Source organism: Xanthobacter wiegelii, assembly GCF_043193855.2.
GTDB classification, from domain to species: domain Bacteria; phylum Pseudomonadota; class Alphaproteobacteria; order Rhizobiales; family Xanthobacteraceae; genus Xanthobacter; species Xanthobacter flavus_A.
This window is the reverse complement of sequence record NZ_CM195529.1, coordinates 1,738,143-1,752,848: the sequence shown is the minus strand read 5'-3', so window position 1 is coordinate 1,752,848 and position 14,706 is coordinate 1,738,143. Positions and strand designations below refer to the sequence as shown.

General features: G+C 68.4%; 16 protein-coding genes. 15 read left to right on the top strand and 1 reads right to left on the bottom strand.

All coding sequences use genetic code 11. From position 1 onward, the window contains the following. Nucleotides 1-26: 26 nt before the first annotated feature. The gene (gene cydB / locus V5F63_RS08085) at nt 27-1,031 is read left to right on the top strand and encodes a cytochrome d ubiquinol oxidase subunit II (protein ID WP_394102031.1); all 1,005 of its coding nucleotides are present in this window, start codon (nt 27-29) and stop codon (nt 1,029-1,031) included. Between the two features lie 24 nt (nt 1,032-1,055). On the opposite strand, the gene rnhB is transcribed toward cydB, so the two are convergent. After that, nucleotides 1,056-1,805, bottom strand: coding sequence for a ribonuclease HII (gene rnhB, locus V5F63_RS08080; protein WP_394102032.1), 750 nt, complete (start codon nt 1,803-1,805; stop codon nt 1,056-1,058). Between the two features lie 176 nt (nt 1,806-1,981). Here rnhB and ypfJ point away from each other — a divergent pair, with 176 nt between their 5' ends. The 14 genes from ypfJ (at nt 1,982) to pgl (ending at nt 14,693) form a co-directional block, all read left to right on the top strand. Then, nucleotides 1,982-2,875 (top strand): KPN_02809 family neutral zinc metallopeptidase, encoded by an 894-nt coding sequence (gene ypfJ, locus V5F63_RS08075; RefSeq protein ID WP_394029792.1) that lies wholly within the window; start codon nt 1,982-1,984, stop codon nt 2,873-2,875. 368 nt (nt 2,876-3,243) lie between these two features. Beyond that, nucleotides 3,244-3,525 (top strand): acyl carrier protein, encoded by a 282-nt coding sequence (locus V5F63_RS08070; RefSeq protein ID WP_012113283.1) that lies wholly within the window; start codon nt 3,244-3,246, stop codon nt 3,523-3,525. A 9-nt stretch (nt 3,526-3,534) separates the two neighbouring features. Further along, entirely contained in the window at nt 3,535-4,008 is a 474-nt protein-coding gene (locus V5F63_RS08065) for a 3-hydroxyacyl-ACP dehydratase FabZ family protein (protein ID WP_209488568.1), read from the top strand. After that, the gene (locus V5F63_RS08060) at nt 4,001-5,194 is read left to right on the top strand and encodes a beta-ketoacyl-ACP synthase (protein ID WP_394102033.1); all 1,194 of its coding nucleotides are present in this window, start codon (nt 4,001-4,003) and stop codon (nt 5,192-5,194) included. Before V5F63_RS08065 ends, V5F63_RS08060 begins: the two co-directional genes overlap by 8 nt. A gap of 163 nt (nt 5,195-5,357) precedes the next feature. Beyond that, the gene (locus V5F63_RS08055; RefSeq protein ID WP_394102034.1) at nt 5,358-6,641 is read left to right on the top strand and encodes a beta-ketoacyl-ACP synthase; all 1,284 of its coding nucleotides are present in this window, start codon (nt 5,358-5,360) and stop codon (nt 6,639-6,641) included. Between the two features lie 31 nt (nt 6,642-6,672). Next, nucleotides 6,673-7,425, top strand: coding sequence for an SDR family NAD(P)-dependent oxidoreductase (locus V5F63_RS08050; protein ID WP_394102035.1), 753 nt, complete (start codon nt 6,673-6,675; stop codon nt 7,423-7,425). A 21-nt stretch (nt 7,426-7,446) separates the two neighbouring features. Continuing rightward, nucleotides 7,447-8,469, top strand: a complete 1,023-nt coding sequence (locus tag V5F63_RS08045) for a zinc-binding dehydrogenase (RefSeq protein WP_168458869.1) — start codon at nt 7,447-7,449, stop codon at nt 8,467-8,469. Between the two features lie 203 nt (nt 8,470-8,672). Then, a complete protein-coding gene (locus tag V5F63_RS08040; RefSeq protein ID WP_209488564.1) occupies nt 8,673-9,608 on the top strand; it encodes a lipid A biosynthesis lauroyl acyltransferase in 936 nt (311 codons plus the stop codon). Between the two features lie 75 nt (nt 9,609-9,683). After that, nucleotides 9,684-10,166 carry a 5-(carboxyamino)imidazole ribonucleotide mutase gene (purE, locus tag V5F63_RS08035; protein ID WP_209488563.1) on the top strand — a complete coding sequence of 161 codons (483 nt, stop codon included), beginning with the start codon at nt 9,684-9,686 and terminating at the stop codon, nt 10,164-10,166. Nucleotide 10,167: 1 nt separating this feature from the next. Further along, on the top strand, nt 10,168-11,280 hold the full coding sequence (locus tag V5F63_RS08030; protein WP_394102036.1) for a 5-(carboxyamino)imidazole ribonucleotide synthase: 1,113 nt from the start codon (nt 10,168-10,170) through the stop codon (nt 11,278-11,280). 135 nt (nt 11,281-11,415) lie between these two features. Beyond that, nucleotides 11,416-11,691, top strand: coding sequence for a hypothetical protein (locus V5F63_RS08025; RefSeq protein WP_394102037.1), 276 nt, complete (start codon nt 11,416-11,418; stop codon nt 11,689-11,691). A gap of 232 nt (nt 11,692-11,923) precedes the next feature. Next, nucleotides 11,924-12,157 (top strand): 30S ribosomal protein S21, encoded by a 234-nt coding sequence (gene rpsU, locus V5F63_RS08020; protein ID WP_029557675.1) that lies wholly within the window; start codon nt 11,924-11,926, stop codon nt 12,155-12,157. Nucleotides 12,158-12,499: 342 nt separating this feature from the next. Further along, a complete protein-coding gene (gene zwf / locus V5F63_RS08015; RefSeq protein WP_209488560.1) occupies nt 12,500-13,975 on the top strand; it encodes a glucose-6-phosphate dehydrogenase in 1,476 nt (491 codons plus the stop codon). A 13-nt stretch (nt 13,976-13,988) separates the two neighbouring features. Next, complete coding sequence (gene pgl / locus V5F63_RS08010; RefSeq protein ID WP_394102164.1) at nt 13,989-14,693, top strand: 6-phosphogluconolactonase; 705 nt, start codon at nt 13,989-13,991, stop codon at nt 14,691-14,693. Nucleotides 14,694-14,706 lie beyond the last annotated feature (13 nt).

Genomic DNA, 14,706 nt, shown 5'->3' with positions numbered 1-14,706 from the left:
CCACGGACGCGCAGGAGGACTAGGCCATGGAATGGTATCTCCCCGTCATCTGGGGCTTCATCATCGGCGTCGCGGTCATCATGTACGTGGTGCTCGACGGCTTCGACCTCGGCATCGGCATCCTGTTCCCCTTCGCCAAGGAGGAGAGGGAACGCGATGTCATGATGAACACCGTCGCCCCCTTCTGGGACGGCAACGAAACCTGGCTCATCCTTGGCGGCGGTGGCCTGTGGGTGGCCTTTCCCAAGGCCTATGCGGTGGTGATGCCGGCGCTCTATCTGCCGGTCATCATCATGCTGCTGGCGCTGGTGTTCCGGGGCGTCGCGTTTGAATTCCGCTGGGTGGCGGCCTCCAGTCGGCGGCTGTGGAACTTCGCCTTCTCCGCCGGCTCGCTCGTGGCGGCCTTCTTCCAGGGCATCATTCTCGGCGGGCTCCTCCAGGGCATCACGGTGAAGGACGGCGCCTTCGCAGGCGGCCCCCTCGACTGGGCGACGCCCTTCGCGCTCCTGTGCGGCGTCGGCGTCGTGGTGGGCTACGCGTTGCTCGGCGCCACCTGGCTGCTGGTGAAGACCGAAGGCACCATCGCCGACCGGGCGCGCAGCCACGCCATCCCGCTGCTCCTCGGCGTCATCGTGCTGATGGGGCTGGTGAGCCTTTGGACGCCGCTGGCGTTCGATCGCATCGCCACGCGCTGGTTCTCGCAGCCCAACATCTTCTTCCTGGCGCCGGTGCCCATCGTCACCGCTGCGCTGGCCTATTTCGTGTGGCACTGGCTGCGCACGGGGCGGGAGATGCTGCCGTTCTTCGGCACCATCGGTCTGTTCGTGCTCGGCTTCCTCGGCCTCGCGATCTCGACCTTCCCCTATCTGGTCCCGCCGAGCCTCACCGTGTGGCAGACGGCGGCAGCCCCGCCCAGTCAGATCCTGATGCTGTTCGGCGTCATCTTCCTGCTGCCCGTGGTGCTGGGCTACATCGTCTTCGTCTACTGGATCTTCCGCGGCAAGGTGCGGGAAGGCGAAGGCTACCACTGAGGGCGAGTAGCGGCGCGGCGTAACCTATTCCGCCGCCTCGGGCACGTTGGCTCCACCAAACAGTCCGAGCTGCTGCTCGCGCACCGGCGCGAAGGACCGGCGGTGATGCAGGCAGGGGCCGTGGGTGACGAGCGCCGTACTGTGCTCGGCCGTCGCGTAGCCCATGTGCCGCTCGAAGCCGTAGGCGGGGAAGGCCGCGCCCACACCGGCCATCAGCCGGTCCCGCACCACCTTGGCGACGATGGAAGCGGCGGCGATGGAGGCAATCAGCCCGTCCCCGCCGATGATCGCCTCGACCGCACAGGGCACCTTGGGTGGATCGTTGCCATCCACCAGCAGGAAGGCAGGACGGCACGGCAGCCCCCTCACCGCCTGCGCCAGCGCCCACAGGGTCGCCTGCCGGATATTGTCGCGGTCGATGCGCTCCGGCGGCGCCATGGCCACCGCCACCTCGGCGGTGGCGCAGATTTCCAGATACAGGGCCTCGCGCTTGGCCCGTGTCAGCCGCTTGGAATCGTCCAGCCCCTGCGGCACCCGCGCCGGGTCGAGCACCACGGCGGCGGCGACCACGGGACCGGCCAGCGGCCCCCGTCCCACTTCGTCGGCACCCGCGACAGGGGTATGTCCCTGAGCGTAAAGGCCGCGCTCGCGCGCGAAATCGAGACCTGTCCACAGGTTCGCGACTGGCGCCGGCACCTTGCGCGGCCGGCCGCGTGGGCGCGCGGCGGTCTGCGCGGCAGTCTGGCTGGAGTTCGGCTCTCGGCGCGGTGGCATCGGTCCGGTGCTCGCCCGGTGAGGCCCCGGCGACGGGCAGGCCGAGCGATTCGGCCACTGACCTCGTTGATAGCATGGAACCGCAGTTGCGGCCGGGGATTGCTCCTCGTGCCGTGGCAGCCCATGTTCAAGGTCACGGTTCAAGCTGCCGGCGTTGGCGTCCGCGGGAGAAGAGCATGCGGTGGGAGGATTTCCGCTCCAGCGACAATGTGGAAGACCGGCGCGGCAGTGGCGGCGGCGGCTTCCAGATGCCCGGGGGCCGTGGCGGCCTCGGCATCGGAACCATCATCGTCGTGGGGCTGATCGGCTGGGCGCTGGGCATCAATCCGGCGGTTCTCATCGGCGGGCTGGAGGCCATCAATGGCGGCGGATCGCCCCAGCAAAGCGCGCCCGCCCCGCAGCGCGGCCGCCCGACCGCCCCGCCCACCGACCAGCTCGGGCGCTTCGCTGCTGCGGTCCTGGCCCAGACCGAGGACGTGTGGACCGAGCTGTTCCGCGCCGAAGGCAAGACCTACCAGGATCCGAAGCTGGTGCTGTTCTCCGGATCGACTCGCTCGGCCTGCGGCGGAGCGCAATCGGCCATGGGGCCGTTCTACTGTCCGCTCGACCAGAAGGTGTATCTCGACCTCACCTTCTTCCAGGAGATGAAGAACCGCTTCAAGGCGGGGGGTGATTTCGCGCAGGCCTATGTCATCGCCCACGAGGTCGGCCACCATGTGGAAAACCTCATCGGCATCCTGCCGAAGGTGCAGCAGGCCCAGGCCCGCGCCTCGTCTCGCGCCGAGGCCAACAATCTCTCCGTCCGCGTGGAGCTGATGGCCGATTGCCTCGCCGGCGTATGGGCCTACCACGCCAATGCTCGCTACCGCATTCTGGAGCCCGGCGACGTGGAGCAGGCGCTCAATGCCGCCAGCGCCATCGGCGACGACGCGCTGCAGAAGCGCTCACAGGGCTATGCGGTGCCGGACAGCTTCACCCATGGCACGTCGCAGCAACGGGTGAACTGGTTCACCCGCGGCCTGAAGACGGGCTCCATGCAGCAGTGCAATACCTTCTCGGGCGCGATCTGACGCAAAGCGGCGGATTCGTGCGCCGATTCGTTCCGGCTCGACTGGCATTCGAAGTCACAACCCTTCGCGGCGCTGCGAGACGCCTTGAGCGCGGCTGCGCGTGGCCGCCCGCCGGCTTCCCCCTTGCCTCCGGGCGGCTGGCGTGCGAAGCAGCGTCAGCGCACGGTGCCGCCGCGGGAGACCTCTCGCGCGGACCGTTCGGCGTCGGCCATTGAAACCTCTTGCAGCCTTCGCTATAGGGGCCGACAACTCATTCCGAAGGGGCCATGCGGCCATCCCTCGGCCCCGGTCGGTGCCCTGCACCATGCCTGCGCGCCACGCGGGCGGGCCGCGACCGCAAGGGCCGAGCATACGAGAGGCGTCAGTCCATGTCTTCGACGTTCGACACGGTGGCCAACATCATCGCGGAAACCTGCGACATTCCGCGCGACACCATCACGCCGGACAGCCACGCCATCGACGATCTGGGCATCGACAGCCTCGACTTCCTCGACATCGCGTTCGCCATCGACAAGGCCTTCGGCATCAAGCTGCCGCTGGAGCAGTGGACGCAGGAAGTGAACGACGGCAAGGCCACGACCGAGCAGTATTTCGTGCTCAAGAACCTCTGCGCCCGCATCGACGAGTTGGTCGCTGCGAAGGCGGCCTGAGGCCGATAGATGCGTCCTGAAGTCTTCAAGATGATCGACCGGGTCGTCGCCATCGACCCGTCGCTCCAGAAGATCCACTGCCAGGGCCTGGTGCCCGAGGAAAGCTCCATCTTCGAGGGGCATTTTCCCGGTTACCCCATCATGCCCGGCGTGCTGCTGATCGAGGCCATGGCCCAGACCACCGGCTGGCTGGTGCTCGCCCGCAACCGTTTCGACCGGATGCCCTTCCTCGCCACCGTGAAGGAAGCGAAGCTGCGCACCTTCGTGCTGCCGGGGCAGAATCTCGATCTCTACTCGGAAATCCTGCACGAGGGTTCCGGCTTCGTCGTCGCCAAGACGAACGCCACCCTTGAGGGCAAGCCCATCTGCAGCGCCGAACTCACCTTCCGCGTGCTCCCCTGGCCGGAAGGCAAGATGAAGGCCGTGGTGATGAAGGTGGCCGAGTACGTCTCCTTCCCCCTTTCGGAATTTGCCGATGCCTGACGTGACTGACGGCCGGAGCCGGACCCAGCGCGACGTCTGGATCACCGGCATCGGCCTCGTCTCCTCCCTCGGGGAGGGGCTCGATGCCCACTGGCAGGCGCTCACCGCAGGCTCGGGTCCGGTCACGGACTCCGCCACCTTCGCGCCTTACGTGGTTCATCCGCTGGTGAAGGTGAGCTTCGACAGCCAGATCCCCAAGAAGGGTGACCAGCGGCAGATGGAGCCCTGGCAGCGCATCGGCACCTATGCTGCCGGCCTTGCGCTGGACGCGGCCGGCATCGCCAAGAACGCTGAAATCCTGTCGAACACCGACATGGTGGTCGCGGCCGGCGGCGGCGAGCGCGATTTCGAGGTGGACGCCTCCATCCTCAACGATCTGGCAAGCTCCAACGACACTGGGCGCCTGCTGAACGAACGTCTCCTGTCGGACCTGCGGCCGACCCTCTCGCTGGCGCAGCTCTCCAACCTGCTCGCCGGCAACATCTCCATTGTCCACGGCGTGACCGGCTCGTCCCGCACCTTCATGGGCGAGGAGAGCGCCGGCGTGGACGCGGCCCGCGTCGCTTACGCGCGCATCGCGGCGGGCCAGAGCGAGATCGGGCTCGTGGGCGGCGCCTACAATGCCGAGCGTGAGGACACTCTGCTCCTCAACGACCTCGACGGCTTCTGCATGAAGGGCGACTTCAGCCCGGCCTTCACCGCCCCCGGCATCGGCTCCGGCTCCATGGGCGCCTTCCTGGTGCTGGAATCGCCGGAGCATGCCAAGGCACGGGGCGCGACGCCCATCGCCAAGCTGTCCGGCGTGTGGTCCGAGCGGGCCAAGCGCGCCCTCACCGGCGCCATTACCGCCAAGGTGAAGGTGCTCCTCGACAGGGCCGGCACAGCGCCGGGCACTGCCGTCATCTCCGGCGTCACCGGCGCCCGCGAGGCGACCGAGGCCGAGGCCGAGGCGCTGACCGCGAGCGGCCTGCCCGTGCGCGCCGTCGCCAATCGCATCGGCCACGGCTTCGAGGCCCAGTTCATCGCCGCCCTCGCCCTTGCGGCGCTGGCGGTGTCCAAGGGCACGCTGTTCCCGCCGCTCCCCGGCGACCCGCTGGAAAAGCCGGCGGATGGCGTCTCCCGGGTGATCGTGACCCAGGTGGGCCACTGGCGGGGCGAAGGCGCGGGTCTCGTCGAGAAGGCCTGAGGGCCTTTCTCCCTCTCCCGCGAGGGAGGGACGGACGATTGTCCTTTGCGCCGGCTTCGGCGTATTTTCCGGCGCGAGTGCCGGGCCCTCCCACAGCGCGGGTCCCGGCGCGCCCTTCGAGCGGCGCCGGGGCGGGCGCGCTTCAACGACAGGAGCCGCGATCATGACGCAGGCGCATCTCGACAAGTTCGGCCGCCCCATCGTGGTGGTGACGGGTATCGGCGTCGTCACCTCCCTCGGTCAGGGCAAGGAAGACAACTGGCGGCGCCTGACTGCGGGTGAATCCGGCATCCACACCATCACCCGCTTCCCCATCGAGGGCATGCGCACCACCATCGCCGGCACGGTGGACTTCCTGTTCGACGGCCGCGTGGCTGCCCCCAACCTCTCCGAGAAGCTCGCGACTCTCGCTGCCGAGGAAGCCATCGCCGAATCCGGCATCGGCACGCCCGGCGAGTTTCCCGGCCCGCTGTTCGCCGCCGTGCCTCCGGTGGAGCTGGAATGGCCGGAGCGCCAGCAGATCGCCGAAGCGGTCGGCCACTACCCGATCGTCTATCACGACCTGCTCGGAGCCGCGGCCACCGGCAAGTTCCGGCCGTGGCACGAGCGCTTCCTGTTCGGCTCGGTGGCGGATCGCCTCGCCGACAAGTTCGGCACCCAGGGCCAGCCCATTTCCCTGTCCACCGCCTGCGCCTCCGGCGCCACCGCCATCCAGCTCGGCGTCGAGGCCATCCGCCGCGGCGAGACCGAGGTGGCGCTGTCGCTGGGAACGGACGGGTCCGTGCACCCCGAGGCGCTGATCCGCTTCTCCCTGCTCTCGGCGCTCACCACCGCGAACGAGAAGCCGGAGGAGGCCGCCCGCCCCTTCGCCAAGAATCGCGACGGCTTCGTGATGGCCGAGGGCGCCGCCGCGCTGGTGCTCGAAAGCTACGAACATGCGGTGGCGCGCGGGGCGAAGATCCTCGGCGTGCTGGAAGGCTGCGGCGAGATGGCGGACAATTTCCACCGCACCCGCTCCAGCCCGGACGGCCGCCCCATCGTGGGCTGCATGAAGAATGCGCTGGCTGATGCCGGCGTTACGCCGGACGACGTGGACTACATCAACGCCCACGGCACCTCGACGCCCGAGAACGACCGCATGGAATATGTGGGCCTCAAGGGCGTGTTCAGCGAGGAGAAGCTGGCGGCAACGCCCATTTCCTCAAACAAGTCCATGATCGGCCACACGCTGACGGCGGCCGGGGCCATCGAGGCGGCGGTGTCGCTGCTGACGATCCAGAATGGCCGCATCCCGCCGACCATCAATTACAACATCCCCGATCCGGCCATCCCGCTGGACGTGGTGCCCAACGTCGCCCGGGATGCGCAGGTGAGGCGGGTGATCTCCAACTCCTTCGGCTTCGGCGGCCAGAACGTCTGCCTCGTGCTGGCGGCAGAGCCGGCGTGAGCGGGGCACGACGCGAACCCGGCCTGATCCGATGAGCGCCCCCATCCTCGTCACCGGCGGCGGCCGTGGGCTCGGCGCCGCCATCGTGCGGCGTCTCGCCCAGGCGGGCCATCCCGTCGTCTTCACCTACCGCTCGGCCGTGGCCGAGGCGGAGGCGCTGATGGCCGACATCCGCGCGACCGTGCCGGAGGCCGTCGTCTCCGCCCGTCCCCTGGACCTTGCCGATCGCGCGGCGGTGGAGGCCTTCGCCGAGGAGCTGGAGGGCGGGGAAACCTACTTCGGCTTCTGCCACAACGCCGGCGCCTCCTACGACACGCTTGCCGCCATGATCGACCAGGACAGGGCCGAGGCGGTGATGCAGGTGAACCACTTCGCCTTCGTCCGCCTCACCCGCGCTTTGGTGCGGCCCATGACTCGGGCGCGCGCCGGGCGGATCGTCGCCATCGGCTCGGTGGCAGCGCTGCAGGCGAACCAGGGCAATGCCGCCTATGCCGCCTCCAAGGCCGCTCTGCTCGCCCATGTGCGCGGCCTCGCCATCGAGACCGCCCGGCGTGGCGTGACGGTGAACTATGTCGCTCCCGGCTTCATCGATACCGCCATGCTGGAGAAGTTCGCGGACTATCGGGCGAAGATGGAGGCGCAGATCCCCGCCGGCCGCTTCGCCACGCCCGACGACGTGGCGCAGGTGGTGGCCTTTCTCTTCTCCCCCGGCGCGGGCTATATGACCGGCGCCGTCCTGCCGGTGGATGGCGGGCTCTCCGCCTCGCTCGCCGCCCACCGCTGACATCATATTCAGAGAACAACAATGCGTGGCCTTCAGCTCGTCTCCGACCGCAAGCTCGAACTCGTCGAACTCCCCGAGGCGGAAGCCCCGGGCGCCGGAGAGGTGCAGATCCGAGTGAAGGCGCTGGCGCTGAACCATATCGACGTATGGGGCTGGCGCGGCATGGCCTTCGCCAAGCGCAAGATGCCCCTCGTGGTGGGCGCCGAGGCGGCCGGCGAGATTGTGGCCCTGGGCGCCGACGTGCGGGGCCTCAAGGTCGGCCAGACGGTCGCCATGTATGGCGCCATGACCTGCGGCCACTGCGCCAACTGCCTGAAGGGCCGGGATAACCTCTGCCAGAACGTGGGCGGCGTGCTGGGCTTCCACATCGACGGCTTCGCCCGCGACGTGCTGAACATGCCCGAGCGGCTGGTGATCCCCGCCCCCGAGGGCGTCTCCTTCGAGGAAGCGGCCTGCGCCGGCATCACCTTCTCTACCGTCGAGCACATGCTGTTCGACAACGCGAAGCTGGAAAAGGGCGAGACCGTGCTGGTCCATGCCGGCGGCTCGGGCATCGGCTCCGCCGCCATCCGCCTCGCCAAGGATGTGGGCGCCACCGTCATCACCACCGTGGGCGATGACGAGAAGATGGAAAAGGCGAAGGCGCTGGGCGCCGACCACGTCATCAACTACCGCAAGGACCGGTTCGAGCACGAGGTCCGCAAGATCACCAAGAAGGTGGGCGTGGACGTGGTGTTCGAGCATGTGGGCGCCGACACCTGGAACGCCTCGCTGCTCTCCATGAAGCCCGGCGCGCGCCTCGTCACCTGCGGCTCCACCTCGGGCGTCTCGGTGCAGATGAACCTGATGCAGCTGTTCCAGCGCCAGTACAAGATTTTCGGCTCGTTCGGCGCCACCATCCGCAACGTGGCCGACGGCCTCGAGAAGATGGGCCGTGGCGTCATGCCGGTGATCGACACCGTTGTGCCACTCGAGAACTTCAACGAGGGCCTGGAGCGGCTGGAAAGCCGCAAGGTCTTCGGCAAGATCGTGGTGAAGTTCTGAGGCGGGCTGAAATGATGATCGCAGCCGGCGCCTCCGCTCCCCTCTCCCCTCGCAGGAGAGGGGAGAGGGGTGAGGGGGCAGCGCTGACAAGGGCCAGCTTCAGGGCCGGGGGCGGAAATACCCCTCACCCCAGCCCTCTCCCGCAAGGGGAGAGGGAGCTGCACCCGCCCTGCGAAGCCTCCCATATGACTGGGCCTTGACCCGTGGCCCGGCTCCCCCTCCCCGTCCGCAAGGCGATCCACCGGCTGAAGCTCGCGCTCGCGCCCGCAGCCGAGGTGCTGGTGGCGGGCTATGTGCGTTTCTCCGTCTGGTGGTTGCGCCTGTGGCCACTGTGGCTCTCGGCCGGCGGCATGGCTTTCTGGGCGAAGCTGCTCGGACCCTTCTTCGCAGTCAGCAAGGTGGCACGGCGCAATCTTGCCGCCGCCTTCCCGGAAAAGAGCAAGGCGGAGATCAATGCCCTCGTCCGTGGCATCTGGGCCAACATGGGGCGCCTTTCCGCCGAATTCGCCCAGCAGGATCGCCTGTGGGACTATGACCCCGCGCATCCCGACGCCGGCCGGATCGAGGTGAAGGGCGCGGAGATCTTCCAGCGTCTGCGGGACGATGGCCGCCCCGCCCTCTTCTTCACCGCCCACACCGGCAATTGGGAATTGTGCGCCATCGCCGGCGCCAAGTTCGATGTGCCGGGCGGCGTCCTGTATCGCGCGCCCAACAACAAGCGCGCCGCCGAGCTCATCGAGGAGATGCGCTCGGGCACCATGCCGGGCCTCATCCGCGCCGGCCGCGACGCGGGGCGCCAGATGGCGCGCATGCTGGCCGAGGGGCAGCATCTCGGGATGCTGGTGGACCAGTATTGGACCGGTGGCCCCGAGGTGATGTTCTTCGGCCGCCCCTGCGCCACCAACCCGACGCTGGCCCGCCTCGCCCGGCAGTTCGACTGCCCGGTGCATGGCATGCGCGTGATCCGCCTGCCCGGCGCCCGGTTCCGGGTGGAGATCACCGAGGAAGTGCCCCTGCCCCGCGACGCCGAGGGCAAGATCGAGGTGGTGGGCGCCATGCAGGCCGTCACCTCCGTCATCGAGGGCTGGGTGCGCGAATATCCCGAGCAATGGCTCTGGCTGCACCGCCGCTGGCGGTGACCACCGCTTTCCCCTTGCCGCGGCCTCGCCATTCCTATAAAGCCCGCGCTTTCCAATTTCGCGAAGGTTCGAGGGATGAGCACGGCTGACGTTGCCGTCATCATGGGCAGCCAGTCCGATTGGGAGACCATGCGCCACGCAGCAGAAACGCTGGAGGCGCTCGGGATTTCGCACGACTGCCGCATCGTCTCCGCCCATCGCACGCCCGATCGCATGTATGCCTTCGCCCGGAGCGCGCGGGCGGACGGCTTCAAGGTGATCATCGCCGGTGCCGGCGGCGCGGCCCATTTGCCCGGAATGGTGGCGGCGCTGACCTCCCTGCCGGTATTCGGCGTGCCGGTTCAGTCCAAGGCGCTGTCCGGCCTCGACAGCCTCTACTCCATCGTACAGATGCCGGCCGGCATCCCGGTGGGAACGCTGGCCATCGGTGTCGCGGGGGCAACAAACGCGGCCCTTCTCGCGGCGGCTGTCCTGGCCCTCTCGGACCCTGCCCTCGCCGAGCGGCTCGACGCCTGGCGCGCCGCGCGCACCGATGCGGTGGCGGAACGGCCGGTCTGACATGCTTCGTCCCGGCAGCGTCATCGGCATACTCGGCGGCGGCCAGCTCGGCCGCATGATCGCCCTCGCGGCGGCGGAGCTCGGTCTCAAGGCGCACGTCCTGTGCCCGGACAAGGACAGCCCCGCCTTCCATGTGAGCGCCGCGCATTTTTGCGCCGCCTATGACGATTTCGACGCGCTGGCGCGGTTCGCCGCCGGCGTCGATGTCGTGACCTACGAATTCGAGAACGTGCCGCTGGCCACCGCCGAATTCCTCGCCGCGCGCGTGCCGCTTCGGCCCGGTGCCAAGGCCCTGGCCATCACGCAGGACCGGCTCGCGGAAAAGAGCTTCGTGCGCGACCTCGGCATCGAGACCGCGCCCTTCGCCGCCGTGGACAGCCTCGCCGACCTTGAAGCCGCGGTCGCACAGCTCGGACTGCCCGCGGTGCTGAAGACGCGCCGCTTCGGCTATGACGGCAAGGGGCAGGTGATGATCCGCCCCGGCGAGGACCTCACCGCGGCGTGGCACGCTTTGGGCCGGCAGAGCGCGATCCTTGAGGGCTTCGTCAGCTTTTCCCGCGAGGTCTCCGTGGTGGCTGCCCGGCGGGGCGACGGCGCATTCTGCGCCTACGATGTGACCGAGAACGTCCACCGCGAGCATATCCTGCACACCTCCACGGTCCCCGCCACGCTCACCCCCGAGGCCGCCCGCAAGGCGCGCGCCATGGCGCGGGACATTGGCGACGCGCTCGATTACGAGGGCGTGTTCGCGGTCGAGATGTTCGTGGTCTGCCAAGGCTCGAGCGAGCGGGTGATCGTGAATGAGATTGCGCCCCGTGTGCACAACAGCGGTCACTGGACCCAGGACGGCGCGGTCACGTCCCAATTCGAGCAGCATGTCCGCGCCATCGCCGGCTGGCCGCTCGGCGAGGTGTCCCGCCTCGGCCGGGCGCAGATGACCAATCTCATCGGTGCCGACGTGCATGACTGGCACGCGCTGCTCGCGGAGCCCGGCACGCACGTCCACCTCTATGGCAAGGAAGAGGCCCGCGCCGGCCGCAAGATGGGCCATGTGGTGCGGGTCGCGCGCGATCCACAGGCCTGCGCCAACCTTCCGGACAGCGAAGGCTGCTGATCTCTTAAGCCGGCTCTTCCGCTACGGACTGAGACGAATCGCCCTGATGACGCGCCGCAGCGTTTGACGCATGACTCGGTCGGTCTGGGTGGTTTTAAAGTACCGCCCGGGCGCACATCGAAACTGTGGTGGCAGATGTCTTTGTCCGACGATCGCATCAAGGACCGCTTCTCCGAGTGGCTGCGGGACCTCGCGCGGCACATGGCCCGGTCGGGGCGCTATTGCAGCTGGCGCGTGATCCAGATCGAGCTGCGCTTCATGCAGGGCATCCGCGAGGCGGCGACCTGCTTTTCCGACGCCGCCATCCGCAGTGAACTCGATGCTCTATGTCGCGAAGCGCAGAGGAGCGGGGGCGCCATATTCATGGCCCGCGCGCAGGGCGAATCCGCGTTGCCCGCCTCCGGCTGCTGAGCCGGCGCCGCACCATGTTCCGGTGACGCCGGCGTCCGCGAAAGTGAGCCGGCGCAAGGCGCCGCCCCCGTTTTCCGCCCGCGCGAGGCGTGTGGACAAGCTGCACCTCTTCTGGTAAGAGAGCGCTTCTTTCGGACAGGTCGAGGTCAGGCGCACGCGCCGTCTTCTGCGGTCCGATGTTTCAAATCAGGTTAGGCACCGGCTCGGCGCAACAGCTCGAAGAGGTAAACACGTGCAAGTTCTCGTCCGCGATAACAACGTCGATCAGGCCCTCAAGGCGCTCAAGAAGAAGATGCAGCGCGAGGGGATCTTCCGCGAGATGAAGCTGCGTGGCCACTACGAGAAGCCGTCCGAGAAGCGCGCCCGCGAGGAGGCCGAAGCCATCCGCCGCGCCCGCAAGCTGGCCCGTAAGCGCGCCCAGCGCGAAGGCCTCATCCCGTCCAAGCCGCGCCCCACCACCCGCTGAAGCACCCAGGTCGCTGAGGTCCGCAACGCCGGGCATTCGAGCTGACCGTCGGACGCGTCTCCTCAGTTGGTTTGCAAGCTTTGCATCCGCGCGACCCTCGTCGCGCGGTTTTGCGTTTCGCGGCTCTTCGCCTGCGCTGTTCGCCCGCCCGTCACTCGGCTGTCTCCTCACCGTGGGAAGAGAGGCGGACTCCGGCCAGATTGCGGTGCCATCCGCTCGATGCCTGCTCTAGACTGCCCTCGCGCCGCTGCGGCCGGACCTTGATCTTCAGACCTTGATCCGGTCGAGGATCGGATGATCGGCGCAACGGGCGAAAGGCCGCCCAGACAGGAGAAAGGCCGGATGGTCGCGCGCGTGGTCACTGTCGAGCTCTTCGATATCGTCGTCTTCGGCGCAACCGGCGATCTCGCCCGCCGCAAACTTCTCCCGGCCCTGTTCGAGCGCGATCTCGCCGGCCAGATCCCGGACGAAGCCCGCATCATCGGCACCTCGCGCCGCCCCCTCCCTGACGAGGATTTTCGTGCCTTCGCCCGCGATGCCCTCGGCGTTGCGGATGGCGTGGAGGACGTGGATCAGGCCGTACTGGCCCGCTTCCTTGCGCGGCTGAGCTATGTCGCCGTCGACGCCCAGTCGGACGAAGGCTGGTCCGATCTCGCCGAGATCCTGAAGACCGGAGAGGACCGCGTCCGCGTGTTCTACCTGGCGGTGGGGCCGGACCTGTTCGATCCCATCTGCGCGCGCATCGGCGCATTCGGCCTTGTCACCGACCTCTCGCGGGTGGTGGTGGAGAAGCCTGTGGGCAAGGACCTCGCCTCCGCCCAGAAGGTGAATGCGGCGGTGGGGCGCGTCTTCCGCGAGGAGGCGGTGTTCCGCATCGACCATTATCTCGGCAAGGAGACGGTTCAGAACCTGATGGCGCTCAGGTTCGCCAACGCCTTGTTCGAGCCGGTTTGGAACAACGCCCACATCGACCACGTGCAGATCACCGTGGCGGAGAGCATCGGCACCGCCGGCCGCGCCGGCTATTACGATACGGCCGGGGCGCTGCGCGACATGGTGCAGAACCATATCCTCCAGCTCCTATGTCTCGTCGCCATGGAGCCGCCGGTGTCGCTCGACGCCGACGCAGTGCGCGACGAGAAGCTGAAGGTGCTCAAGGCACTGGAGCCCATCAACGAAAGCAATTTCGCGCAGGTGACGGTGCGCGGCCAGTATCGCGCCGGCGCCTCGGCCGGCGGGGCGGTGCCAGGCTATCTGGAGGAACTCGGCTCCGGCGAAAGCGACACCGAGACCTTCGTCGCCATCAAGGCGGAGATCGGCAACTGGCGCTGGTCCGGCGTGCCGTTCTATCTGCGCACGGGCAAGCGGCTCGCGTCGCGGGTCTCCGAGATCGTCGTCGCCTTCCGGCCGATCCCCCATTCGGTGTTCGACGGCCACGCCGGTCCGATCATGGCGAACCGCCTCGTCATCCGCCTGCAGCCGGACGAGGGCGTGAAACTCTGGCTCATGATCAAGGATCCCGGCCCCGGCGGCATGCGTTTGCAGCACGTCCCGCTCGACATGAGCTTCGCATCCGTCTTCGGCGTGCGGAACCCGGATGCCTATGAGCGGCTTATCATGGATGTCGTGCGGGGCAACCAGACCCTGTTCATGCGCCGCGACGAGGTGGAAGCCGCCTGGCGCTGGGTGGACCCCATTCTCGATGCGTGGCGTGGCTCGCGCGACCAGCCCAAGCCTTACACGGCCGGGACATGGGGGCCATCCGCCGCCATCGCCCTGATCGAACGGGATGGGCGCACCTGGACCGATGACGCCTGAGGCCTCCGTGACCCTGTCGACCACTCCGATCGCCCTCAACACCTACGACGATTCCGCGGGCCTCGCCCGGGCGCTGGCCGCCCACGTGGCCGAGGCCCTGCGCGGCCGCATCGCCCGCGACGGAAGCGCGAGCCTCGCCGTCTCGGGCGGGCGGACCCCGGTGGCCTTTTTCGAAATGCTGTCCGGCGCGCCCATCGATTGGAGCCGGGTCGCGGTGACGCTTGTTGACGAGCGTTGGGTTCCTGAGACGTCGGAACGCTCCAACGCCGCCCTGGTGCGACGCCATCTGCTGCAAGGGCCGGCCTCCGCCGCCCGCTTCGTGCCGCTCTATGCCGGCGCGGCGACGCCGGAGGATGGACTGGCCGCGGCAACGGCCTCGGTCGCCGCTCTCCCCGCCCCTTTCGCGGCCGTGGTGCTGGGCATGGGCGACGATGGACACACCGCGTCCTTCTTCCCTGGCGCGGAAACCCTTGCGGCGGCCATCGACCCGTCCGCGCCCGAAGCCCTCATCGCCGTGCGGGCCGATGCGGCGGGCGAACCGCGCATCACCTTCACCCTGCCCCGGCTGGTTTCAGCCGACACCCTGGTGCTGCACATCGAGGGCATGACCAAGCGCGCCGTGTTGGAGCGCGCCTGCGCCAGCGGCCCGGTCGAGGACTTGCCCGTCCGCGCCATTTTGAGGGCCCGCGCGCCTGTCGACGTGATGTGGTGCCCCTGAAAGGAGGTCAGAT

Bases quoted from the DNA above. Each gene is read 5' to 3' on its own strand.
- cydB (WP_394102031.1), top strand. From the start codon at position 27: ATGGAATGGTATCTCCCCGTCATCTGGGGCTTCATCATCGGCGTCGCG.
- rnhB (WP_394102032.1), bottom strand. From the start codon at position 1,805: ATGCCACCGCGCCGAGAGCCGAACTCCAGCCAGACTGCCGCGCAGACC.
- ypfJ (WP_394029792.1), top strand. From the start codon at position 1,982: ATGCGGTGGGAGGATTTCCGCTCCAGCGACAATGTGGAAGACCGGCGC.
- V5F63_RS08070 (WP_012113283.1), top strand. From the start codon at position 3,244: ATGTCTTCGACGTTCGACACGGTGGCCAACATCATCGCGGAAACCTGC.
- V5F63_RS08065 (WP_209488568.1), top strand. From the start codon at position 3,535: ATGCGTCCTGAAGTCTTCAAGATGATCGACCGGGTCGTCGCCATCGAC.
- V5F63_RS08060 (WP_394102033.1), top strand. From the start codon at position 4,001: ATGCCTGACGTGACTGACGGCCGGAGCCGGACCCAGCGCGACGTCTGG.
- V5F63_RS08055 (WP_394102034.1), top strand. From the start codon at position 5,358: ATGACGCAGGCGCATCTCGACAAGTTCGGCCGCCCCATCGTGGTGGTG.
- V5F63_RS08050 (WP_394102035.1), top strand. From the start codon at position 6,673: ATGAGCGCCCCCATCCTCGTCACCGGCGGCGGCCGTGGGCTCGGCGCC.
- V5F63_RS08045 (WP_168458869.1), top strand. From the start codon at position 7,447: ATGCGTGGCCTTCAGCTCGTCTCCGACCGCAAGCTCGAACTCGTCGAA.
- purE (WP_209488563.1), top strand. From the start codon at position 9,684: ATGAGCACGGCTGACGTTGCCGTCATCATGGGCAGCCAGTCCGATTGG.
- V5F63_RS08030 (WP_394102036.1), top strand. From the start codon at position 10,168: ATGCTTCGTCCCGGCAGCGTCATCGGCATACTCGGCGGCGGCCAGCTC.
- V5F63_RS08025 (WP_394102037.1), top strand. From the start codon at position 11,416: ATGTCTTTGTCCGACGATCGCATCAAGGACCGCTTCTCCGAGTGGCTG.
- zwf (WP_209488560.1), top strand. From the start codon at position 12,500: ATGGTCGCGCGCGTGGTCACTGTCGAGCTCTTCGATATCGTCGTCTTC.